Source organism: Prevotella lacticifex (assembly GCF_019973375.1).
Classification (GTDB): domain Bacteria; phylum Bacteroidota; class Bacteroidia; order Bacteroidales; family Bacteroidaceae; genus Prevotella; species Prevotella lacticifex.
The window spans coordinates 902,428-925,265 of sequence record NZ_BPTV01000001.1 but is presented as its reverse complement, the minus strand read 5'-3'; the positions used below and the strand labels follow the sequence as shown (position 1 = coordinate 925,265).

20 protein-coding genes are annotated in these 22,838 nt (G+C 49.7%); 9 read left to right on the top strand and 11 right to left on the bottom strand.

Going from position 1 to position 22,838, the window contains the following annotated elements; translation table 11 throughout:
* Positions 1–26: 26 nt before the first annotated feature.
* The 7 genes from LDN30_RS03370 to LDN30_RS03340 form a co-directional block, all read right to left on the bottom strand.
* Entirely contained in the window at positions 27–440 is a 414-nt protein-coding gene (locus LDN30_RS03370) for an NADPH-dependent FMN reductase family protein (RefSeq protein WP_223925392.1), read from the bottom strand.
* Positions 441–445: 5 nt separating this feature from the next.
* Positions 446–994 (bottom strand): glutathione peroxidase, encoded by a 549-nt coding sequence (locus LDN30_RS03365; RefSeq protein WP_223925390.1) that lies wholly within the window; start codon positions 992–994, stop codon positions 446–448.
* Between the two features lie 154 nt (positions 995–1,148).
* Entirely contained in the window at positions 1,149–1,604 is a 456-nt protein-coding gene (locus tag LDN30_RS03360; RefSeq protein WP_223925388.1) for a ferritin-like domain-containing protein, read from the bottom strand.
* A 129-nt stretch (positions 1,605–1,733) separates the two neighbouring features.
* Positions 1,734–3,086 (bottom strand): dihydrolipoyl dehydrogenase family protein, encoded by a 1,353-nt coding sequence (locus LDN30_RS03355; RefSeq protein ID WP_223928732.1) that lies wholly within the window; start codon positions 3,084–3,086, stop codon positions 1,734–1,736.
* A gap of 42 nt (positions 3,087–3,128) precedes the next feature.
* Positions 3,129–3,527, bottom strand: a complete 399-nt coding sequence (locus tag LDN30_RS03350) for a pyridoxamine 5'-phosphate oxidase family protein (protein ID WP_223925379.1) — start codon at positions 3,525–3,527, stop codon at positions 3,129–3,131.
* Between the two features lie 122 nt (positions 3,528–3,649).
* Entirely contained in the window at positions 3,650–4,090 is a 441-nt protein-coding gene (locus LDN30_RS03345) for a TolC family protein (RefSeq protein WP_241427240.1), read from the bottom strand.
* Positions 4,045–4,806 carry an efflux RND transporter periplasmic adaptor subunit gene (locus tag LDN30_RS03340; protein WP_223928730.1) on the bottom strand — a complete coding sequence of 254 codons (762 nt, stop codon included), beginning with the start codon at positions 4,804–4,806 and terminating at the stop codon, positions 4,045–4,047. The genes LDN30_RS03345 and LDN30_RS03340 overlap by 46 nt, the downstream gene beginning before the upstream one ends.
* 231 nt (positions 4,807–5,037) lie before the next feature.
* On the opposite strand from LDN30_RS03340, the gene LDN30_RS03335 reads away from it, so the two are divergent.
* A complete protein-coding gene (locus LDN30_RS03335; RefSeq protein WP_223928729.1) occupies positions 5,038–5,955 on the top strand; it encodes a helix-turn-helix domain-containing protein in 918 nt (305 codons plus the stop codon).
* A 45-nt stretch (positions 5,956–6,000) separates the two neighbouring features.
* Positions 6,001–6,192, top strand: coding sequence for a hypothetical protein (locus tag LDN30_RS03330; RefSeq protein WP_223928728.1), 192 nt, complete (start codon positions 6,001–6,003; stop codon positions 6,190–6,192).
* Positions 6,193–6,623: 431 nt separating this feature from the next.
* Here LDN30_RS03330 and LDN30_RS03325 read toward each other — a convergent pair whose 3' ends face one another.
* The gene (locus tag LDN30_RS03325; protein ID WP_223928727.1) at positions 6,624–8,039 is read right to left on the bottom strand and encodes an ATP-binding protein; all 1,416 of its coding nucleotides are present in this window, start codon (positions 8,037–8,039) and stop codon (positions 6,624–6,626) included.
* Between the two features lie 887 nt (positions 8,040–8,926).
* Here LDN30_RS03325 and LDN30_RS03320 point away from each other — a divergent pair.
* The 3 genes from LDN30_RS03320 to LDN30_RS03310 are packed head-to-tail and all read left to right on the top strand — an operon-like array spanning position 8,927 to position 11,435.
* Complete coding sequence (locus LDN30_RS03320) at positions 8,927–9,913, top strand: hypothetical protein (protein WP_223928726.1); 987 nt, start codon at positions 8,927–8,929, stop codon at positions 9,911–9,913.
* A gap of 45 nt (positions 9,914–9,958) precedes the next feature.
* Positions 9,959–10,357 (top strand): ISAon1 family transposase N-terminal region protein, encoded by a 399-nt coding sequence (locus LDN30_RS03315; RefSeq protein WP_223926852.1) that lies wholly within the window; start codon positions 9,959–9,961, stop codon positions 10,355–10,357.
* Positions 10,347–11,435, top strand: a complete 1,089-nt coding sequence (locus LDN30_RS03310) for a transposase (RefSeq protein WP_223928430.1) — start codon at positions 10,347–10,349, stop codon at positions 11,433–11,435. Before LDN30_RS03315 ends, LDN30_RS03310 begins: the two co-directional genes overlap by 11 nt.
* A gap of 537 nt (positions 11,436–11,972) precedes the next feature.
* Here LDN30_RS03310 and dnaK read toward each other — a convergent pair.
* Both dnaK and LDN30_RS03300 read right to left on the bottom strand, forming a co-directional pair.
* A complete protein-coding gene (gene dnaK, locus LDN30_RS03305) occupies positions 11,973–13,907 on the bottom strand; it encodes a molecular chaperone DnaK (protein WP_223928725.1) in 1,935 nt (644 codons plus the stop codon).
* 231 nt (positions 13,908–14,138) lie between these two features.
* Entirely contained in the window at positions 14,139–16,163 is a 2,025-nt protein-coding gene (locus LDN30_RS03300; protein ID WP_223928724.1) for a M13 family metallopeptidase, read from the bottom strand.
* 804 nt (positions 16,164–16,967) lie between these two features.
* Here LDN30_RS03300 and LDN30_RS03295 point away from each other — a divergent pair.
* Genes LDN30_RS03295 through LDN30_RS03285 form a run of 3 tightly spaced genes read left to right on the top strand, consistent with a single transcriptional unit; the run spans position 16,968 to position 19,259 of the window.
* Positions 16,968–18,101 carry a sensor histidine kinase gene (locus LDN30_RS03295; protein WP_223928723.1) on the top strand — a complete coding sequence of 378 codons (1,134 nt, stop codon included), beginning with the start codon at positions 16,968–16,970 and terminating at the stop codon, positions 18,099–18,101.
* A gap of 4 nt (positions 18,102–18,105) precedes the next feature.
* Positions 18,106–18,831, top strand: coding sequence for a LytR/AlgR family response regulator transcription factor (locus LDN30_RS03290; protein ID WP_223928722.1), 726 nt, complete (start codon positions 18,106–18,108; stop codon positions 18,829–18,831).
* 35 nt (positions 18,832–18,866) lie between these two features.
* Entirely contained in the window at positions 18,867–19,259 is a 393-nt protein-coding gene (locus LDN30_RS03285) for an FMN-binding protein (protein WP_306421501.1), read from the top strand.
* A 275-nt stretch (positions 19,260–19,534) separates the two neighbouring features.
* On the opposite strand, the gene LDN30_RS03280 is transcribed toward LDN30_RS03285, so the two are convergent.
* Complete coding sequence (locus tag LDN30_RS03280) at positions 19,535–20,548, bottom strand: aspartate-semialdehyde dehydrogenase (protein ID WP_223928721.1); 1,014 nt, start codon at positions 20,546–20,548, stop codon at positions 19,535–19,537.
* A gap of 150 nt (positions 20,549–20,698) precedes the next feature.
* Between LDN30_RS03280 and LDN30_RS03275 the strand changes: the two genes are divergently transcribed.
* Positions 20,699–22,828 (top strand): cation:proton antiporter, encoded by a 2,130-nt coding sequence (locus LDN30_RS03275; protein WP_223925358.1) that lies wholly within the window; start codon positions 20,699–20,701, stop codon positions 22,826–22,828.
* Positions 22,829–22,838: the final 10 nt, after the last annotated feature.

Sequence of the window (22,838 nt, the reverse complement as noted above, 5' to 3'; positions counted from 1 at the left end):
TACAGTGCCTCATATTTATATAAGTGTCATTGTAGGTTGAGACCCTCCACAAATTCTTTAAGGTTCATAAGATCCTCGTCATTGGGGTGGCCGCGATGCAAGAGAGAAAAAGAGCCACGGCAATGGAACTCGCGTTCATCAACTCTGATGCCATGGCCTTCTAACAGCCGTCGCACCTGAGGATATGACGATGGCAGCAAAGCCGCAGAACTGAAGCAGATAACATTCTTCACTTTCGATCCGTCGAGCGAACGTATAAACTCCTTCATCCGCTCATCAATGCCGGCATAGTAGACGGCACTTCCGAGAAAGAGGGTATCGACGGGCTCTGAAATGGGATATGTTATATCCTTAGCCTCCACGCCGGTAACCGCAGACACCACGTCGGCCATTCTCTTCATATGGCCCGTCTTGCTGAAATATCGGATAGCAATGCTCATAGCTCTTACAGTTGCTCGGCAACCTGCCGCTCCACATCGGCCATATCATGGGTAGGCTCAAAGCGTGCAACCACCTCACCCTTACGGTTAATGAGGAACTTGGTGAAATTCCACTTGATGTCGCTGTTCTCGCGCCATCCCGGGCACTTCTCGTCGAACATATTCTCCAAAACAGGAGTCAGCTCGTTATCAGCATCGAAGCCCTCAAAGCCTTTCTGAGCCTTGAGCCACTGGAAAAGCGGCAGGGCGTTCTCGCCGTTGACCTCAGACTTCTTGAACTGCGGGAAGTCAGCACCGAACTTCATCTGGCAGAACTTCGTGATTTCCTCATCGCTGCCCGGAGCCTGATGACCAAACTGGTCGCAGGGGAAGTCGAGGATTTCGAAGCCGCTGTCCTTATGCCGACGATACATTGTCTCAAGTTCTTCGTACTGAGGAGTGAATCCGCATCCCGTAGCAGTATTGACAACCAAGAGCACATTGCCTTTAAACTGCGAAAGGTTAACCTTGTTGCCCTTCTTATCTAACACACAAAAATCATAAACCGTTTCCATAACAACCTTTTTACCTTTTTTTGACTATTGCCTTAATGTCTCTATCATAAACGAACATGAGAGGTGATGTCGGTGAAGTGTCTTATCACGTCTTTCACCTCTCATGATCCCTGTCACCCCTCCGGTAGGGTGTCAGCTGTATCCTTGTAAATCCTTACATCTGCTTGACAAGCCAGTTCTGCTCGCCGATCATCTGAGCCATCTCAAGCTGTTCCTGGCTCCAGTAGAGGTCTTCCTCCTCGTCAGCGAGGTAAGCTTTCAGCAGGTCGTAGGTGGTAGGATCGCCGCAGACATTTGCCACGCAGCCGTAGAGCATATCCACGCCCTTCTCCTGGATGGCGAGGTCGGCCTCGACATAGTCGAGAGGAGCCTTAACAATCTCACGGCACTTGCGGTCCTCAACCTTCACATCACCGCCGAGGTCGAGGATGCGGGCCATGAACTTCTCAACCCATTCCATCTCTTCCTTATAGTGGCCGGTGTATTTCTCGCCCAACTTCGTGAATCCGAGAGACTCGAAATACTTGCCCTGTGCGAGGTGCACGAAAGCACCGTTTGACAACTCTGTTGTGAGGAACTGTAAAGCCTCGATTGATTTCTGCTTATCCATAATTCATTATGTTTTAAATGTTTATATTCGTTGTTTTCTTTTGACGATGCAAAGGTACGGACTTTAAAACCGAAGATGCTTAAGATTAACTTAACTGTTTCTTAAGATTTTCTTAAGGCCTTCCGTCGCTTACCACATCTGGCTGAGTAACATCAGCGGACCGCACGTCGTAGTCGGGAAAGCATAGATGTAATGTGCAAACTGCTCACGGGTCATCTTGTTGAAGATGACAAGCGACAGGACATCTATCCAGGCACCAGCGTCAGAACCCACGGCTGCGGCACCGACAAGCAGATTACTCTCCTTGTCGAAGATGAATGCCAGTTTTGCAGTAGCCTCATTATGGGTGTTGAAGAGGAAAAACTGGCCGTAAGGAACATCCGCAACACGATACTTATTGTTCTTTCGTGCTTCATCAAGACCGACTCCCACTTGAGCAATACGCGGGAAGGTGAATACAAGATTAGGCACAGCAGGATAGCAGATAGGCTTATCGGTCTTGCCTAAAAGCAAATCGGCGATATACTGACTCTCAAAGAGAGCCGTAGGCGTGAGCTTGGGGATGCGCTTGTCGATGGCATCTCCCGTAGCGAAGATATTCTTCACCGCAGTGCGCAGATGGTCGTCGACCTTAATACCCCGTGGTCCCGCCTCTATGCCCAAAGCCTCAAGGCCCAAGTTCTCATAGTTGACAGGACGGCCTGTAGCCTCCAAGACGTAATCGGCCTCTACTTCAAGACCGCTTTTGGCCTTCACCATCAGCCCGGTAGCAGTCTTCTCGATGGCACATACATCCTCACAATATTTAAATCGCGCACCTTTCTTCTCCATCAAGGCCACCACTTCGTCGACATATTCTCTCGGATATGCTTTCAGGGCGTGGTCGCCATGGTCAATTATTGTCACTTCGCGTCCCATATCAACAGCCATTGAGGCAAACTCCATGGAGATGATGCCGGCGCCAATGAATACAATGCGTTTTGGCATCTGCTCAATGCTCAGCATGTCCCTACTGCCGTGAATATATTCCTTGCCGGGTATATCGAGCTTATTGTCGCGCTGACCTGGTCCGAGGACAATGTATTCAGCCGTATACTCCTTGCCGTCAACGACCACGGTATGAGCGTCTTTCAGTTTTCCGTGGCCATGGATGCATGCACAGCCGCTCTCCTCCATCAGAGCCTTCGTCACCGGCTTATAAGCTTCGATATATGGAATTTTATACTGCATGAGTTTCTCCCAGTTCACCTGTGGCACCTTGTCGAAGATGCCCAAACTGAGATAGTTCTCCATGGCCGTTGTAAGCTCAAACGGGCCGTCCAAGAGGATTTTGGCATTACAGCCATAGTTAGTGCAGGTGCCCATCCACAGGTCGCGCTCAATGGCAGCAACCCGCTTGCCAGCTTTGGCTAAGACCCGCGCGGCTAAGTCACATCCATGACCACAGCCCACGAAAATAGCGTAAAAATCGTAATTTGACATTCTTGTGTTTTTATCTTGTTCTTATGCCGTTGTTAATAATACTCAGAACGTACACGTATCACTATGGCCGGCGAGATCGGAGATTGTGGCCGTAGCATCCGTAACCCGCAGCATGATAAAGTTTTGGTTGCGTTCTCCTGCCGCATCCTTTAGCGACGGCATCTTTGCAGCCATAGCATCCTTGAGCTCCTGCCGTGGGTCCTCAACGAGCTTACAGGTCATACGCAGCTGCTTACCCTTGAAGGCTGCAATCTCTGCCTTGGGGTTTGCCCGCAGCTGGTCGATTGCGGCAGTATGGTTGAAGGCCATGATATAGAGCTGACCCTCAAAAAGCAAAGAAGTGCCATAGGCTCTTACATGAGGTTGGTCGCCATCAACTGTAGCCAGGAAATAGACCCCAGCTTTATCCATGAAATCATAAACTTGTTTTACTGCTTCCATTCTTCTGAATTTTAAGTTATTACATTGCGCAAAGGTAGTCAATATTTCTTGCTTTTCCCTTAAGATTGCCTTAACTGTTCCTTAAGATTTCCTTAGGACCAGATAAACACCTATCTATGAGACTATTGAATTATTTCCTCATACTCCGCCAGCCGCAACTGATAGGCAGCAACAGCCTCTACCCATTCGTCACGACTCTGCTGATATTGTCTCTGAGCCTCAAGCAGGTCGGTCATCTTGCCCGTTCCGGCATGATAGAACTGCTGGTTGAGGCGCAGGTTCTCACTACTCTGCTCTATACTTTTCTTTGCTATAAGAGCCTTACGGTAGGCCACGGAGACATCGTCCCAGCCTTTCTCCACCTTGACAGCGAGAAGTTGCTGCTTATCAGCGAGTTGCTCACGTGCCTCCTGCTCTTCTATTTTCCGCCGCTTGACGGCATGATTACCGCCCCACCAATCGGAAATAGGAATGGACACTGTTGCGAAAACCATACCGAAGGTATTGTTCTTGTGCACTAAGCGTGCATAGTCGTAACCCACTCCGACAGCCACAGAAGGCATATTCCGCCCCACTTCCAACTTGCGGTTGAGTACCGCGGCCTGCTGATTCTGTTATCCAGACTTCCCATGCGGAAGCTCACCAGTCCTCCCACGTTTATCTTGCTGATATCCTCTTCGGGCACGCTGACCCTCACTTTCACGCGGTCAATATTAACCAAAGTCGCCACTGGCAGACCGGGGGCAATATTCTGCCCAACTTCGGCCGTATTCTTCGAGATATAGCCACCGAAAGGAGCCAGGAGACGGGTGTCATTCTTGCCTTTGCGTGCGATAGTCTCAGCAGCGCGTGTCTGGCGCACAAGAGCACGGGCCTGGCTAAGCTTGGTTTCAACATCAACCCACTGGATGTCGGGCAACGACCCGCTGTCGCGGAGCTTTTTCATCCTGCGATAGGCATCCTCGGCCTGGCTCAGGGCATCTTCGATCTGTTCCGTCGTGGCATGGGCGGCAAGCAGGGCATTGTCGGTGGCGGTGGCATCAACGGTACCTATCAACTGGCCACGGCTCACAGCCTGACCCTCGATGACATTCAACCGTTGGATGGTACCTGCCGACGAGAAACTGAGAGCCACCGCATTAGTGCCCTCAACGGTGCCGGCATAGCTGTTACCGGCAGTGGCCGAGGCCTCGTCAACAGTGGTGGTCGTGACGCTGAGAGGGGCTTCGGCTACCGGCGCTTTATCCTCTTTGCAGCAAGTCAACAGCAGTCCTGTCATAACTCAATAAAAAACATAAGTTTCGGTTCATTTTCATGTTCTTTCGTTCGTTAGTCTAATCCAAAATGCGGGTGCAAAGTAACCATCTTTTCATAACTTATTAGTGTCCTAAAATACGCATGAAATGCTCCTGCAAATCCAAATAAGCCTAAACGAACATTCATTAAGCCAATATGAGCATCGCAATGCCAGAAAAAATGCTCACCTTTGCAGTCGAAATAGAACAAAACAATGATGAAGAATATGACAGAGAACACCAACGACCGGCCTCAGCATGCCGAAGGACTATACTACAAGCACAATAACGAACCTGTAGAAGTGGACTACTCCGACGACGACATCATTATCGTAGACAACATACGCGACATTGTTGCAGCCGAGCCCATGCGCATAAACATGAACGGCATCTTCGTATGCTTCAACGGCACTATACAAGTGGACGTCAACGGACAGCAGCACACCTACCACAAGAACCAGCTCGTGATGTTCCCACCCAACACTACACTTGAGAACCACCTCTTCAGCGTCGACTTCGAATGTAAGGCCATCATGATGAGCAACCGCATCATACAGCGGTTCATCCGACCATATATAGATGTATGGAACCACATAGTGTACGTGAAGAAAATATTGGAACGCGGGCTGACCGAAAAAGACATGGAATTCACACGTAAAGTGTACGACGTTGTCCGTTTTTGTCTCGATTACGGCTCTGACGCCTATAAGAAGGAAGTAGTGTATTCGTTCATCCAAGGAGCTCTCATGGGACTTTGCGGTATGATTCTGCACGATGATGACTATGAGGGCGTCAAAGCGGAGAAGGCATCCAACGGCAACCTTTTCACACGTTTTCTCGACCTGCTTCAAAACAGCAAAGTGAAGCACCGTTCGGTGGCCCACTATGCCAGCCAGCTCTTTGTCACACCTAAATACTTGAGTCTGGTCTGCAAGCAGCATTCCAGCAAGACGGCCCTGCAGTGGATAGAGGAATACACCGTTGCCGACATCGACTACTATCTTCGCTCCACCGATTATTCGATAAAAGAGATCGCCAACATCCTCGGCTTCCCCAACCCGTCGTTCTTCGGCAAATATGTCAAGCAGCAACTCGGCTGCACTCCTTTGGAATACCGCAACAGAAAGGAATGACTCTCACTCCATACCGACAGAAGCCACCATGAGGAACTACTGTCAATGTACACTGCCCTGCTGAAGAATGAAGCAAGCGGCCAGGCCAACGTGAAGATGTATCCACGTATTGCCGCCTCAATGGAATGCATGCAGAAGCTGGACGGCGGAATGCAAGCGGCCCACAAGCTCGCGGTATTCTTCAGAGAGGAATATCGGAGGCTCTCATCGATGATGGCCGCAATAAGCAGATTCTGATATAGGCACGGCCCCGCACAAGTGCGCAGTCTAAATTATTACAACCAAACGGGTATGACGAAGAATGTAAGAATATTTCGCATTTGTCCGCAAAAAGATTCGTACGTGCAACCGCTTAATAATCAAACGGTTAACAGGATATGCCATTTGGCGTTCCAAAACGGTCCATTTCGCATTGCAAAACAGGTCGAATGAGGATGCCAAACGGTCCGTTTGGGAACGCCAAACGATACATATCTGAACGGTGTTAATATTTTTCGCAGTCCAAGGATGGTCTTGAGGACTCTTCCCGACTATGCCATTCGAAGGTGGAACAGACGAAACCATGTGCCAACGCCTTCGCCGGAAGTAGCAGACAACACTCGCCGACTCTCTGCAATTCAAGAACCGGCAAGTTGTTCTGCATCTATCGTGAATCGCAGGAAGACTACTTATTCCGGGAGTTGCAGCATGACATCATCAGGAAGCAATATATTGCAGTCGGCAACGGACAAGGGTTGCTCACGAAGGAACAATACATACACCACTTTCTTGCCCTTAGCAAATGGTGCCTTACTTACTTTCGTCCTCAACTTATCAAGAAGTCTGTCGGCATAGTCGGCACCGGTCCACTTACATTCGCCGACGAGAATAGTGTGGCTGTCATTCTGATCCTCCGCTACCACATCAAGCTCCAGGTTCTCATTCCCTACAGGAGTCTTCCTGCCCTCCTCATAAACAGGGACCTTGCCCCACCACCGGCTTGCCACTTTCCATGTGTGGCCGAAAAGGTTATTACCAGAAACGGCTATCTGGCACAACCGTTCCCAAGTGCCTCCAACATGGTCGTGAAACGACTGCTCAAGCATTTTCTTTACTATACCGGTGCGGCCCATGGCTATAGTCGACTTATAGGGCTCGACAAACTTATAGTAGAAGGCCATAAACGGGTCGTCGATATAATAGAGTGTCTTCTTTGTCTTCTTCTCACTCTCGCCGAAGGGCACTTCCTTGCGGATAAACGCCATCTCTGTCAGGTTCTTGATAGGCTTGGACAACTCGGCTGTACTCTTGCCAACAGCATTGGCAATGTCGGAGTATCTGTGCCGTCCACTGCCTATGGCCGTCATAATTGACGAGTAGGGAGCTATGTCGGGCGAGTCGTCGCGGAAGAGTCGAGAGGGCTCATTATACATCACTCCATGCTCATTAAGGACAAGACTATCCAAGGCTTCCTCAAAAGAGCCATATCTCTCACGTTGCGCCCAATATTGAGGCACACCTCCCCAAACGCTATACTCTTCTATTGCGCTCTTTGAGTCCACCGCCATAGCCTTATGCCAGTGCGGCAGTCGGATAGGCTTTAGACAGAATTCCTCGTCGGCCCTCCCGTATAAAGGTTCTGAACCACGTATCAGACTCTGCATCATGCGCTGCGACGAACCACAGATGACAATATTGCAGCGAAGCCCATCGCCATCAACAACACGTCTGTCGACAATCCTTTGCAATGTGGATGGCAAGGAAGAGTCCTCATAAACCATATACGGAAATTCGTCAAGGACAAGTGTAGCATTCTTTTCGCATCGGTGGTTGAAGGCTAAGATAATGTCTTCCCAACTTGGATACAACGGTCGGTCAAACCCATCATATACCATAGCAATTGCCTTCGACAGCATATTGATTTGTGTTGCTGTCTCGCTCTGACTGGCCTCATAGTAAACATCATTGACGTTCAGCACTTTGCGAATAAGCGTCGACTTGCCTAATCGCCGGCGACCATAAAGCACCACAAATGTAGATGCATCGGACGATAAAGATGCTATAAGCCTCCGTTGCTCATTGTTCCTGTCGATAAATTCCATCATTCCTCCCGTTTTTAGGAATTACTTATTTCGAAATAACTAACTGCAAAATTAGTAATTTAAAAACAATCAACCAAGAAATCTTATGACTTTTTCCTCGCATGTGGTGGCGACCAATATATTACTAAAGTTTCCCACTTGGAGAACCCCTTTATAAAAAGGCTTTCCCAAAGGGTATGCGCATCTTTAACTTTTCAAAAAACTTTTTATGAGCAGTAGAATATTGCATTATCGGACTTCTCCTTTTAAGGTCATTTGCCCTTTCACATTTATTAAGCACTTGTTAAACTACTTTGTTTATGGGCATCCTGCTATTTGAACTTTTCAGAAACCCCTTGTTTATGGGCATTTTGAACAAGTGGGAAACTTTAGTTAGTAATAATGTTATTACTAATATATCTATTCCCATTTATTATATACTACTATTCCACTATCTTCCTATCAATTGATTATAAGTACCAGTTCTATCTGTTAACGCAAACAATAAATTTCTTTTCATTTTTTGGACTAAACATTTGCTAGTTTGGAAAATAATGTTTTACTTTGCGATTGAATAGCTGACCTTTTAAAGGTTTGCTTTTCAAGACATAGATGGAATTAGGTCTTTTAGGTACGAGCATATTAGCTCAATTGCCTATGACTTAAGAAGAGCGTTTGACTCATTATCTAGTGCTTGAATCTGGAAAATTCATTTAAAACGGATAATAGGCAAATTTGCTCACGCATGGGATTATTGTATCCTTATCAGGATTCGGTATACCTCACTGCGTGGGCTTTTGCAATTACCACGTTTTAAAGGTATTCCAGAACCCAAGCACTGTGGTAAAGCAAAAGTGCCACGCTTTTTTATTCCCTATTAATATTACAAATAACTAAAGACTGTTGAAGTTATGACGGATATAGACCACAAACAGCACATTGAAAATGTTATACAACGTACATTTCATGTTGTTCAAGCACTCTTCGATAAAGAAAGTCATAAACTCTCTACCCAAAACGTGGGGAGTAGAATATTTTTTCCTTATAAAAGAAATGGGGAAATGAGAATAAGTGAGCAAGAATTAAGATTTATCTTCGTGGAGCAACTGAACAAAGAAATTCTTGATTCTAAATGGGATGTCTATTATTCTGTTGAGACTCCCACTATGAGACAATATAGTTTCTCTAATGAAGAAAATCCTATGGAGAATGAAAAGGAAGGACGTTCTGGTAATTTCGATCTTGTCATTTATGATTCCGACTTAAAGCGTATCGCTCTTATCGAGTTTAAGTCAAATAATCCCGAGGCAAAGGACTATGCCAAAGATTTTGTGAAACTTGAGAATCCAAAGGAAGCAGGAGATCTTCGTTACTTTATTCAGATGGTTAAGAATTGTGCCCTTGTTCTAATTGCTTTTGTAATTGGTTGGCAGTCCTCAAAGATGTCGACCTACAAGGCAAATGTAACTGCCGACTCGTCAGCAAACTATACAAATGATTATGAAGATAGTAGTGCTGATAGCACTGCGGATACAGTTGCAAGTTATATGTATACTGACAACGAATTGGATAATAGCTCGTCTGATAATCAAGTAAATGACTTTGTTGGGGAATACCAATTAACAAGTTCAGACACTATGGATTATTATAGGCTATTTATTAATCAGGATAATACTGCAAGGATAATAAAGAAATATTATGACCTTATTTTTTATTACAGAAAAGATGGTAAAGTAAAACATGTCAATGTTAGCCATTCTTATGGGTTCGGTTGGTGGAGTATGCACCATATAACTTCCAAAAGAGAGTACAAGAATAAATACAAAGAGATTTGGAATTTCGGCCCAAGGGGGATTGTCCGTGGCGGACGGATGCCGCTGCCTAACCAAAGAACTTGATATGATAGCGTGCTAAAACTATTTTTTTTGCTTACCTTTGCGGTCATGGAACAAGAAAAGATAGACTTCTACAAAGGTTTAGCGATATATATCCTCCCCGAGGGCGTGACTAACTACTTTGACGTGGTGGACTTCAACGAGCAGCCAGCCAAAGATCACGGGAAGCTTTACAAGACCGAGCTTCACATATATCTTGATGAGAAGGACAATCGTCCAGAGGGCTTTGATGGCGTCAAGTCAAACGGCTTCGGTGAAGAGAGGATGATATACGACTTCCCTGTTCGCAACCGCAAGACGATACTTCATGTGCGTCGTCGGCGCTGGCTTACAGCTGATGGTAAGAGTGTCTCATTTCCTCTGGAAGAGGCAGCGAAGATAGTCTGCGAAGGTACGTCATACTCCAAGGAGCTGGCGCTTTTTTTAAAGAGAGCGGATGGACAATGAGCCAGTGACGGCCAAGAGCCTGAGCTGGACTTACATGATCCAGGGCAACACTTTTGCGCGTGCCTACAAGGATACTTTGAGCGATTTTCCCACTTGGGTTAAGAAAGAGAATGTCGATGATGGAATACTTATCGCCAAGAACCTCGGCCCGAGGCTCGGTATTGACGAGTCTGAGTTCGGGCATGAGGTGTACACGATTCTCCACAACAAGGATGCGCATGGCAAGAAGGGCGCCATCGTTGCTATTGTCAAGGGCACCGACCCCGAGACAGTTGCCAAAGCCCTGAGAAAGATGCCGCAAAAGGATCGGGAAGCGGTAGGGCTGGTCTCCATGGACCTGAGCGACAGCATGCGCTCTATCGTGAGAATGGCCTTCCCTAATGCCATGGTGGTACGCGACTGCTTCCATGTCATGAAACGAGGTGGTGAAGGGATCGAGGAACTGCGCATGAAATACAAGCGGGAAGCTGTCAAGGATGTAAACCGCCAGAAGGCAGAGTTCAAGAAACACCTGGAACAACTCGCCAAGCAACGCAAGTACTATCGTAACAGCAGGAAAAAGCAAGGTAAGAAGCGATGCAAGGGTAAGCGCCGAGGCCGCAAGCCAATGCGGCTGAATACAAGGTTTGAGCCCAAGAGGCTGAGCAATGGAGAGACCTTGGTAGAAGCTCTGACCCGGTGCAAGAAGCAACTGGGCAGATGCTATGGCGACTGGAGCATAAACCAGAAGAAGAGGGCAAGAATTCTGTTCCGGCTTTTCCCGAAACTGAAGGAGGCGTATTGGCTGATAAACGATCTCAGAGCAATCTTCCGTACGAAGTCTAACACCAAGGCGACTGCGAAGAAAGCGCTTGAAGGATGGTACAAGAAGGTCACCAAATCTACCCTTAGAGAAATCAAATCCGTAAAACAGTCTATCCAGCACTACGAGGACGAGATACTCAATTACTTTATCAACAGAGACACTAATGCTTCTGCAGAATCGCTCAACTCCAAGATGAAAGCCTTCAGGTCATGCCTGAAGGGGATAAGGGATATACCCTTCTTTTTCTATAGATGTATTACCGTCTTTGGTTAGGCAGCGGCATCCGCCCGCCACGGACAATCCCCCTTGGGCCGGAATTTCTCTCAAGACTACGAACCTCCAGCAATTAAGATTGAATTGACTCAATGTGATACTTACGATAGAATTGCTTATAGTTGGGAAGAATATGTAGATGATAATTTAGGACCTTACATCAAGCTAAAATCAAGTACCTCAGGTCTTTTTGAGAATGAAAAGTTCTTATATAAGAACAGACTTTATAATTCTTATAACGCAATGCAGGCAAAAGACGAGTTTCATAGTACAAGATTAACTAGAATTAGATAAAGATTTTGAGAACTATACACAAAAAGAAACATGGTGTAATTTACATCGGATTACATCCCTTTTCTTATGTTATTATGTTACTATGTCTTTAAACCTTACTCTGTCACATGCTTTCTGCAAAAAGCATATTAATGGCATTTTTGCTTTCTGCATAAAGCAAATTGAGATTGTCAATAGAAAAAAAACGGGATGCAACCCACATGGATTACTTCCCGTTTATTATGTTATTTTGTTACTCTGTCCTTACTTCACCTCCTCGAAGTCAGCATCCTGAATGTTGTCGTCGGAACTGCCGTTAGAAGAAGAGTTCTGCGAACCGGCACCGGCATTGGCACCACCCTGAGGACCGGCCTGAGGACCAGCCTGCTGACCACCGGCAGCGCCGTACATCTGAGCCGATGCGGCCTGTACGGCATTGTTGAGGTTGGCGATAGCCTGGTCGATGGCAGCGACATCGGCAGCCTTGTGGGCATCCTTCAGCTTGTTGAGGGCATCCTCGATAGCCGGTTTCTTGTCGGCCGGAATCTTGTCGCCGTTATCCTTGAGGAAGTTCTCGGTGGTGAAGATCATCGAGTCGGCCTGGTTGAGCTTGTCAACCTTGTCGCGCTCAGCCTTATCAGCGGCAGCATTCTGCTCTGCCTCAGCCTTCATACGCTTGATTTCGTCCTCGCTCAGACCGCTTGAAGCCTCGATGCGGATGCTCTGCTCCTTGCCCGTAGCCTTATCCTTAGCGCTGACGTTGAGGATACCGTTGGCATCGATATCGAATGTAACCTCAATCTGTGGAACGCCACGGCGTGCGGGAGCGATACCGGTAAGGTTAAACTGGCCAATCGACTTGTTCTGTGCGGCCATCGGGCGCTCACCCTGCAGAACGTGGATGGTAACCTCTGTCTGGTTGTCGGCAGCCGTCGAGAACACCTCACTCTTCTTGCAAGGAATGGTAGTATTGGCATCGATGAGTTTTGTCATCACACCACCCATGGTCTCGATACCGAGTGTCAGCGGAGTGACATCGAGCAGGACGATATCGCCCACACCGGCTTCCTTGTTCAGCACTGCGCCCTGGATGGCAGCACCCATAGCCACAACCTCATCGGGGTTGACGCCCTTCGAAGGCTCCTTACCGAAGTAGTTCTTCACGAGCTGCTGCACGGCAGGAATACGGCTTGAGCCACCTACGAGGATAACCTCATCAATCTGCGACTTGTCGAGCTTAGCGTCGCGCATAGCGTTCTGGCACGGTACGAGGCAAGCCTGGATAAGCTCGTGAGCGAGCTGCTCAAACTGAGCGCGGGTGAGAGTCTTCACCAAGTGCTTTGGTGTACCTCCTACAGCGGTGATATAAGGCAGGTTGATCTCTGTTGTTGTCGAGCTTGAGAGCTCAATCTTTGCCTTCTCGGCAGCCTCCTTGAGGCGCTGCATAGCCATCGGGTCGGTAGAGAGGTCGATACCGTTCTCGTCCTTGAATCCCTTTACGAGCCAGTCGATGATTACCTGGTCGAAGTCATCACCACCGAGGTGTGTATCACCATTGGTCGAGAGCACCTCGAATACGCCGCCGCCGAAGTTCAGGATCGAGATATCGAACGTACCACCACCGAGGTCGAACACCGCGATGTTCATATCCTTATTGGCTTTGTCGACACCATAGGCGAGAGCTGCTGCCGTAGGCTCGTTGACGATACGGCGGACGTTGAGTCCGGCGATGGTACCAGCCTCCTTAGTGGCCTGACGCTGAGAGTCGGAGAAGTAAGCCGGAACGGTGATGACAGCGTCGGTCACCTCCTGTCCGAGGAAGTCCTCAGCAGTTTTCTTCATCTTCTGCAGGATCATTGCTGATATTTCCTGCGGAGTATATTTTCTGTCGGCAATCTGCACCTTTGGATATCCATTGTCGTTGACGACTGTGTACGGCACCCGCTCGGCCTCCTTACGACTCTGGTCGTAGGTCTCACCCATGAACCGCTTGATGGAGTAGACGGTGTTCTTCGGGTTGGTGATAGCCTGGCGCTTTGCCGGGTCACCAATCTTGCGCTCGCCGCCCTCGACGAATCCCACCACTGACGGTGTGGTGCGTTTGCCTTCTGAGTTAGCGATAACTGTAGGTTCGTTGCCCTCGAAAACGGCAACACAACTGTTGGTTGTTCCTAAGTCAATTCCAATAATCTTTCCCATAATAGTATATTTTTTATTTTTATTTTTCGTTATTAATATGTTGGTGGACTTTCTTGTCCGCCGGATATTAAACAAACATTATGCCAAACGGCATTTCCGCCGTGGCAGCCGGGAGAGATTGACAAGTCACTGTGCCATTATGTCAGCCACAAAAAGACGGGCGATGATCCGTTTCCCTGCTATTGAGGGGAATCGACTCATCGCCCGCCACATTATTATATATAGTAACTGTTACCAGATGTGTGCTCTCTTATTTTTCGGCACGAACATCTTATCACCTTTCTTCACGTTGAAAGCCTTATACCATGCGTCGATCTGCGGCAGTGCAGCGTTAACGCGAGCCATGTTTGGCGAGTGAACATCGACGGTGCACAGATACTTCACCACCTCAGGTGTGGCGTTGCTGGCCCACACGCGTGCCCAAGCGAGGAAGAACCGCTGTTCGGGAGTGAATCCGTTAACAGTTGTCAGAGCATGGCTCTTCATGTCGTTCTGGAGGGCAGTGAATGCGATATTCAGTCCGCCATTATCGCCGATATTCTCACCGAGGGTCTGCTTACCGTTGATTTTCACCCCCGGCAGAACCTCAAAGTTGGAGAAGTAGTCGGCGAGCACATTTGTCCTGGCGTCGAAGTTCTTCTTGTCCTGAGCCGTCCACCAGTCGTGCTGATTGCCGTACTTGTCGAACTGAGCGCCCTGGTCGTCGAAGCCGTGGCTCATCTCGTGGCCGATGACACCGCCGATGGCACCGTAGTTGACAGCATCGTCGGCGTTGGGGTCGAAGAACGGTGGCTGAAGGATGGCTGCGGGGAAGCAAATCTCGTTTGTCGACGGATTATAATATGCGTTGATGGTCTGCGGAGTCATCCCCCACTCCATCTTGTCGACCTTCTTGTTCACCTTCTCGGCAATCACCTTGTCGACAGCCCATCGCGATATGCGCTTCATATTCTCGTAGAGGCTCAGCGAGTCGTCGACCTGCAGTCCGCTGTAGTCCTTCCACTTATCGGGATAACCGATTTTTATTATGAAGTTCTGTAGCTTGTCCTTAGCCTGTGCCTTCGTTGCCTGACTCATCCACGTAGCCTGGTCGATGCGCTGGGCGAGGGCTGTCTGGAGATTATGCACGAGGTCGAGCATCTTCTTCTTTGAGCTCTCGGGGAAGTACTTCTCGACATACAGCTTACCGATAGCCTCACCGAGACTGCCGCTTACGAGGCTCACGGCTCTCTTCCACCGCGGACGGTCCTGCTTGACACCACTGAGGGCTGCGTCGAGCTCGAACTCCACCTTGCGGAAGTCGTCGCTCAGACGTCCCGTAGCACCACTTATGACCTTTGCCTCAGCATACGTCTTGAGGTCGTCGAGCGGGGTGTTGGCAAGGATTTTCTCGACCTCGTGGATTGGTTCTGGCTCAGCCACATCGATGGTGTCGATGGCCGGCAGACCACTGGCTAAGAGCACGTTACCCCAGTCGATGCCGGGGAACTGGTCGACGAGGTCGGTGTATGTCATCTTGTGATAGTTGGCATCGATGTCGCGCAGTTTCACCTCATCGTAGCTTGCCTTTGCTATCTGGGTTTCAATGTCGATGACTTTCTGCATTTTGCTCTTGGCCGTAGCCTCATCATTGCCCACGAGCATGAAGAGCTTCGTAAGATAAGTCTTGTAAGCCTCGAGCACCTTCTTGTTGTCGGGGTTGTCAGAAGTGTAGTAGTCGCGCGTGCCGAGACCTAATCCTCCCTGTCCGATGTTTACGAGGTTCCATGCCGAATTGCGCTGGTCGGCGTCGATGCCTATGCCGTACATCATCGTGTTCTCGCCGTTGCGGTCGAGGGCTGCGGTGACAATCTGATACTCGCGCGGAGTCTTTATGGCAGCGATGCGGTCGAGGGTCGGTTTCAGCGGAGCCCATCCCTCCCGGTTCAGTCGCACGCTGTCCATCATCAGCTTATAGAGCGAGCCAATCTTCTGACCCAGAGAGCCTTTCTGCTGCGGGCTGTTGGCATATTGCAGGATAAGGTCCTGAATGCGCTTCTGGTTGAGTTCGTAGAGGTCGACGAACGCACCGTTCTCCGAATGTTCAGCGTCCAGGGGGTGACTCTTTAGCCAACCGCCGGCAGCATAGTGATAGAAGTCGTCGCCGGGACGCACTGATGTGTCGAGATTGCTTGGGTCGATACCCGACACCGGGGTCTGGGCGAAAGCGCCGGTAAAGGCCATGGCCAGACCCAACAATAAGATTTTTCTTTTCATTATATTACAGTATTGTTATCATCTCGCATAAAACATTGCAAAGGTACACAGATTAACGGAAACAGCCAAAGGATTGCGCGATTTGATTCATTAGTATTTTCTCATTATTCGCGACCGGCAAAAGCAGGCTGACAATCACTTACCCGGTGAGGCAGAAACCGATGTGCAGAGTCAAGCAGCCCGCCACGACCAATGGTCTGAAACCGTTAGCAGAGCCCACAAGATGATCCCAAGAGTGCGAAAAATCTTAACACCATTCTCATACATACCGTTTCGCGTTCTCAAACGGCCCGTTTCGCATTGCAAAACGGCCTGTTTTAGCTTGCGAAATGGGCCGTTTTAGAACGCCAAATGGCATGTATTTCTATCCGTCTGGTTATGAACGAGTTACAGAGCCGGTCATTTCTGTCGTTTAATACGAAATATCTTTACAATAATCTCCATCCTTTTCCCCTATTAAATCCTTGACGATGACATCATGCAGCCGCCATCCACCCGTCAGCTTCAGCCTCAAGCGCCATCGTGTCAGAGCGAGGCATCCACACCCCGCGGCATCTGCCAAAGTGACAGAGCACCCGCTCGTCCCCTTCCCTCGTCCGCCATCTCATGGTTTATCCACGTAGCGTTCGGCGAATTACAATTCGCCGCGCTCCTTCCCGCCCCTCACCCCGCCTTCCAACCTCCTTTACTCCCCGCCGCGAGCCCGTTCGCTGAGCACTACAACATTTTCGTTGAATGTTTTTGGCCGTTAAATTTATATTGCCTACTTTTGCCGTCACAATCCAACATTATATAAGCTCAGCAATGTCGAGAAAGAACATCATAACGTTTCTGCGCAAGCACACCGAGGCCCTCATCTATGCTTTCTGCTGGCTGATGATCTTCGTCATTCCCTTCGTGATGATGTACCTGCGCACACGCAACAGCACCGACGAGCCCTTCCAGTGGGACGAGCTCACGAGGGTGTGGACTGCCGAGGGCGCCTTCCTCGCCATATTCATCATCCACAACTGCTTTCTCGCCCCGCTCATCATCTACAAGAACCGGCGCAAGCTATACTTCGGCCTCGTCACCATCATCGTCGTCGCTTTCGGCATCTACCAGTTCAACGCCCGACCGCCACGGCCGCATCACTTCCATAAGGACCGCAAAGAGATGGTCGACGGCAGTCAGCCGCGTCCCTTGCCGCCTCCGGGCCGTCACCATCGCCCATTCTTTGTCGACCAAGTCGACTTCGTCAGCGTCATCATTCTCGTCCTGATGTTCGGCATGAACCTCAGCGTGAAACTGCTCTTCAAGCAGAACGAGAACGAGAAGAAACTCCAGAGGCTCATGAACGAGAACCTGAACCAGCAACTGGAATATCTGAAATTTCAGATAAACCCGCACTTCTTCATGAACACCCTCAACAATATCCACGCGCTGGTCGACATCGATCCCGAGGAGGCCAAGGAGAGTATAATCGAGTTGTCGAAGCTCATGCGCTACGTTCTCTACGACGGCAACCGTCCATTGACGAGTTTGAGGAAGGAGTGTAACTTCATCGACAACTACATAGAGCTCATGCGGTTGCGCTATTCCGACAAGGTCGACATAAAGACCGACCGCGACGACAATTTGCCCGATGCCCTCATAGCTCCGCTCATTACCATCACCTACGTCGAGAACGCCTTCAAGCATGGGGTGAGCTATCAGCACCGGAGCTTCATCCACATCACGACGCATGTTGACCACGGGCGGTTGCTGTTCACCTGCGAGAACTCGAAGCACAAGGAGAGCACCGAGGAGCACGGCGGTGTAGGGCTGGCCAACACGCGCAAGCGTCTCGACCTCATCTACGGCAACGACTACACGCTCGACATCAACGACAGAGAAGATACATATTTTGTAAGGCTCGACATTCCGCTGAGGTTTGCGGCCGACGAACCAAAAGGATAAAATCATGATAAGAGTATTGGCTATCGACGATGAGCCACTGGCCCTGAGGCAGTTGGCGACATACATAAAGAAAGTGGAATTTCTTGAGCTTGCCGGCGAGTGCCAGAGTGCTCCGGAAGCAAAGGAGATTATGGACCGCGAGCCCATCGACGCGCTGTTCATCGACATCAATATGCCCGACGTCAACGGCATGGACTTCGTCAAGAGTCTCGACGTACCGCCGCTGGTTGTCTTCACGACGGCCTACAGCGACTATGCCGTCGACGGCTACAAGGTCAACGCCGTAGACTATCTGCTCAAACCGTTCTCGATGGCCGATTTCCGGCGCGCGGCGGCGAAGGTAAAAGAACAATACGACCTGCGCCATAACGAGCCGATAGTGTTGCAGGTCGACAGCGACGACTCCATTTTCTTCAAGACCGAGCACAGGATAGTACGCATAAAAATCGATGATATAAGATTCATCGAGGGCATGAGCGAATACTTGAAGATTCACACCGACGGCCGACAGAAGCCCGTCATCGTCCTGCTGAGTATGAAAAAGCTCGAGGACCGGCTGCCGAAATCGAAGTTCATGCGTGTCCACAGGTCGTTCATCATCAACCTTTCGAAGATTCAGGAGGTGATAAAAAACCGCGTCATCATGGACGAGGACACGAATATTCCTGTCGGCGACCTCTACAAGGATGCGTTCAACAGCTATATAGATTCAAAATTCATGGGAAAGTAAAGGATTCTTTCCTTCAAAAAAACGAAATAAAAACAATGATGAAAAAGAATGTTTTGGCAGTAGCCGCAGCGGCAATCATTGCCTCGGGAGTAGCCTTGGCGTCGGCCAACGACAATAATGTCATGCGCCGTCAAGGAAATACTTACATCGTCAACACCACCACCCTGTGCGGTCAGCGGGGCTATCGCAGCACCACACCGTTGGAGGTTTATATCCAGGGCAACAAGGTCGTGAAGGTTGTGGCCCTCAAAAACGCGGAGACACCGCAGATTTTCAGCAAGGTGGCCCGTCAGCTCCTTCCGCAGATGGCCGGTAAGAGCCTCAAGAAGGCTGCCGCGGTCGATGCTGTGTCGGGAGCAACAATGTCGTCTCGAGCCGTCAAAGCTAATGTGGCGGCAGCAGTAGCATACTACAAGAAGCACAAATAGAACCGGGAATCACCTGCAATAGAGCTTCAACGGTGATCTAAATTTCACTTTTTCAGACAGTTACAAAAACGGTCAGCGACAACAGAGCAGTGGCCGCGAGGGGCGTTACCGGTGGCTGACGGAGGGTAAAAGCGTCACCATAAAATGGAATAGCCACCGTTTCCTACAGTGTGGAAGAATCTCCACTAAACAGGAAACGGTGGCTATAATATTGATAAATAATTCGTTTCGCCGGCGTAAGAGGTTCTTCTCCTTGCCGTAAATGGTAGCTCCAATTACTTCACGTCGCCAACCTTAATCAGATATTCGGCTATCTGGACAGCGTTCAGAGCTGCACCCTTGCGAATCTGATCGCCGGTGAGCCACAGCGTATTGCTATTGTCGTCGGCAAGGTCCTTGCGGATGCGGCCCACGAAGACATCGTCCTTTCCGGCCGAATCGAGCGGCATCGGGTAGACATAGTTCTGAGGATCGTCGACAAGCGTCACTCCGGGAGCGGCTTTCAGGGCCTCACGAATCTCCTCAACGCTCAGCGGACGCTCGGTTTCGAACCATACGCTCTCGGAGTGTGACCGCAACGACGACACACGAACGCAGGTAGCACTCGTCCGGACGTCGGAGTGCATAATCTTGCGGGTCTCGTTGTACATCTTCATCTCCTCCTTGGTGTAGTCGTTGGGGGTCATCTTGTCAATCTGAGGAATGACATTATATGCCAACTGATGGGGGAACTTGTTGATTGTGCTGACCTTTCCGTCCTCAACCATCTCCTTATACTGCTGCTCCAGTTCCTTCATTGCAGCTGCTCCGGCACCGCTCGCGCTCTGATAGCTCGACACGTGAATCTTCTTGATATGGCTGAGCTTGTCGATAGGATTCAGCACCACAACCATCATTATCGTTGTGCAGTTAGGATTGGCAATAATGCCGCGGGGACGCTTGAGGGCATCCTCGGGGTTGATTTCCGGAACGACCAATGGCACGTCGTCGTCCATACGGAACTGCGAACTGTTGTCGATCATCACGGCACCATACTTTGTTATCGTCTCAGCGAACTCGGCCGACGTGCCGCCACCGGCACTGGTGAAGGCTATATCGACACCCTTGAAGTCGTCGTTGTGCTGAAGTTCCTTAACAGTATATTCCTTTCCCTTAAAAGAATATTTCCGTCCGGCCGACCTCTTCGAGCCGAACAGCAACAGGTCATCGATAGGGAAATCTCTCTGGGCGAGAATGCGCAGGAACTCCTGACCTACGGCACCGCTTGCACCAACAATAGCTACTCTCATAATCTAATCCTTTTATTATATTTTGCAGTAAATACGTTTGCAAAATTAGATATTTCATTTGAAAACGCAAAATTTCAGCGGTCATTATGTCAGCAAAGCACTATTTTTTCGTAACTTTGCATGTTATAAAGCAGAAAACATATCCGTCACATGCCCGACTGGTCACTATATTTCCCCATAACCGACCCGACGCTGATCTTCTTCGTCGTGCTCCTGATTATCCTTTTTTCGCCGATAGTCATGGGCCGGCTGCGCATTCCGCACCTCATAGGACTGGTCCTCGCCGGAATAGTGGTGGGAAAATACGGCCTGAACATCCTCAAGCGCGACGACTCCTTTGAGCTCTTCGGCCGTGTGGGGCTCTTCTACATCATGTTTTTAGCCGGACTGGAGATGGATCTCGAGGGTCTGAAGAAGAACAGAATGCGGGTCGGCATCTTCGGTCTGCTCACGTTCTCGCTGCCGATGGTGCTTACCGTGTGGGCATCGTTGTCGATTCTCCATCTGAGCATGCAGGCATCGATGCTCATCGGCTGTATGATGGCCTCCAACACTCTCATCGCCTACCCCATCGTGGGGCGCTATGGCCTGCAGCGGTCGACGGCTTCGACGCTCAGTGTGGGCTCGTCAATGATTTCGCTCTTCTTGGCGCTCGTCGTCTTGGCGGCCATCGTCAACTCTGCTCAGGGCACGTCGAGTTGGGCGTTCTGGCTGTTGTTCGTAGCTAAGATAGTGGTTTTCTGCGCCTTCATGCTCGTCGTCATTCCCAGGTTCACCCGTTGGTTCCTCAGGAAGTACTCCGACGCGGTTATGCAGTTCACCTACGTCATCGCCATTCTCTTCCTCAGCGCGGCTCTCTCCGACTTTATCGGCCTTGAGGGAATATTCGGAGCATTCTTCGCCGGACTGGTCATGAACCGCTTCATACCGAAAGTATCGCCGCTGATGAACCGCATCGAGTTCACGGGCAATGCCATTTTTATCCCCTATTTTCTCATCGGTGTCGGCATGCTCATCAATATCCGGCTGCTCTTCCACGGCAGCACCATTCTCACCATCATGCTCTGCCTGGTGATTTTCGGCACCCTCGGCAAGGCTTTAGCAGCCTACGCCACAACATCATTCTTCAGGATGCCGCGGCTGTGGGGCGACCTCATGTTCGGACTTACCTCAGCCCACGCCGCCGGAGCCATAGCCATGGTCATGGTGGGCATAGGATTAGAGGTGTCGCCGGGCCATACGCTCCTCGACAATGAGGTTCTCAACGGTGTCGTTCTGATGATTCTCTTCACGTGCATCATCTCGTCGGTCATCACGGAAAATGCGGCACGAAAATTGCGGCTGCACGAAAAGGAGAATCCGACACCGCGAAACGAGGGCGACGACGAGAAGATTCTCGTGGCCGTGAAGTACCCCGAATATGCCGACAGCCTCATCACTCTCGCCACGCTCATGCGCGACAGCAGGCTGAACCGGGGCCTCATAGCCCTCAATGTTGTCTACGACGACATCAACGCATCGAAGAACCAGGAGGACGGACGCCGCCTTATGGAGCATATAAAGCATACGTGCAGTGCCGCCGACGTGCCCGTTCAGACGCAGGTCCGCATAGCAACGAACATCGCCAACGGCATAAAACACGCTTTCCGCGAGTTCCAGGCCAGTGAGATAATAATGGGTTTGCACTTCCATCCCGAGGTGTCGAAAGGATTCTGGGGACAGTTCACGCAGAGCCTCTACAACGGTTTGAACCGGCAAATCATCATTGCCCGCATCATGCAACCGCTCAACACCGTCCGCAAGATAGTCGTGGCCGTACCGTCGAGAGCTGAATTTGAGCCGGGCTTTAACCGCTGGCTCGAGCGCATGGCCCGCATGTCGCGCAACCTCGACTGCCGCATAGAGTTCCACGGCCGTGACAAATCGCTGGCGCTAATCCACGAGTTCATCACCAACCGCCATCCGAATGTACGGGCCGAATATGTCGAGATGAAGCACTGGAACGAACTTCCCGAACTGGCCGCAAACATCAAAAGCGACCACATTTTCGTAGTCGTGACGGCACGAAAGGGCACCATTTCGTTCAAGACAGCCCTCGAAAACCTGCCACATGAGATTGACCAGTACTTCAGCGGAAGGAGCATAATGATCATTTATCCCGACCAGTACGGCGAGTCGTCAGAACTCATGACCTTCGCCGAACCGCAGCATACGGAGGAGAGATCGGCCTACGACTGGCTCCGAGACAAACTGAGAAAGAAACAGAAAACACTAATTTAGCAACGATTGT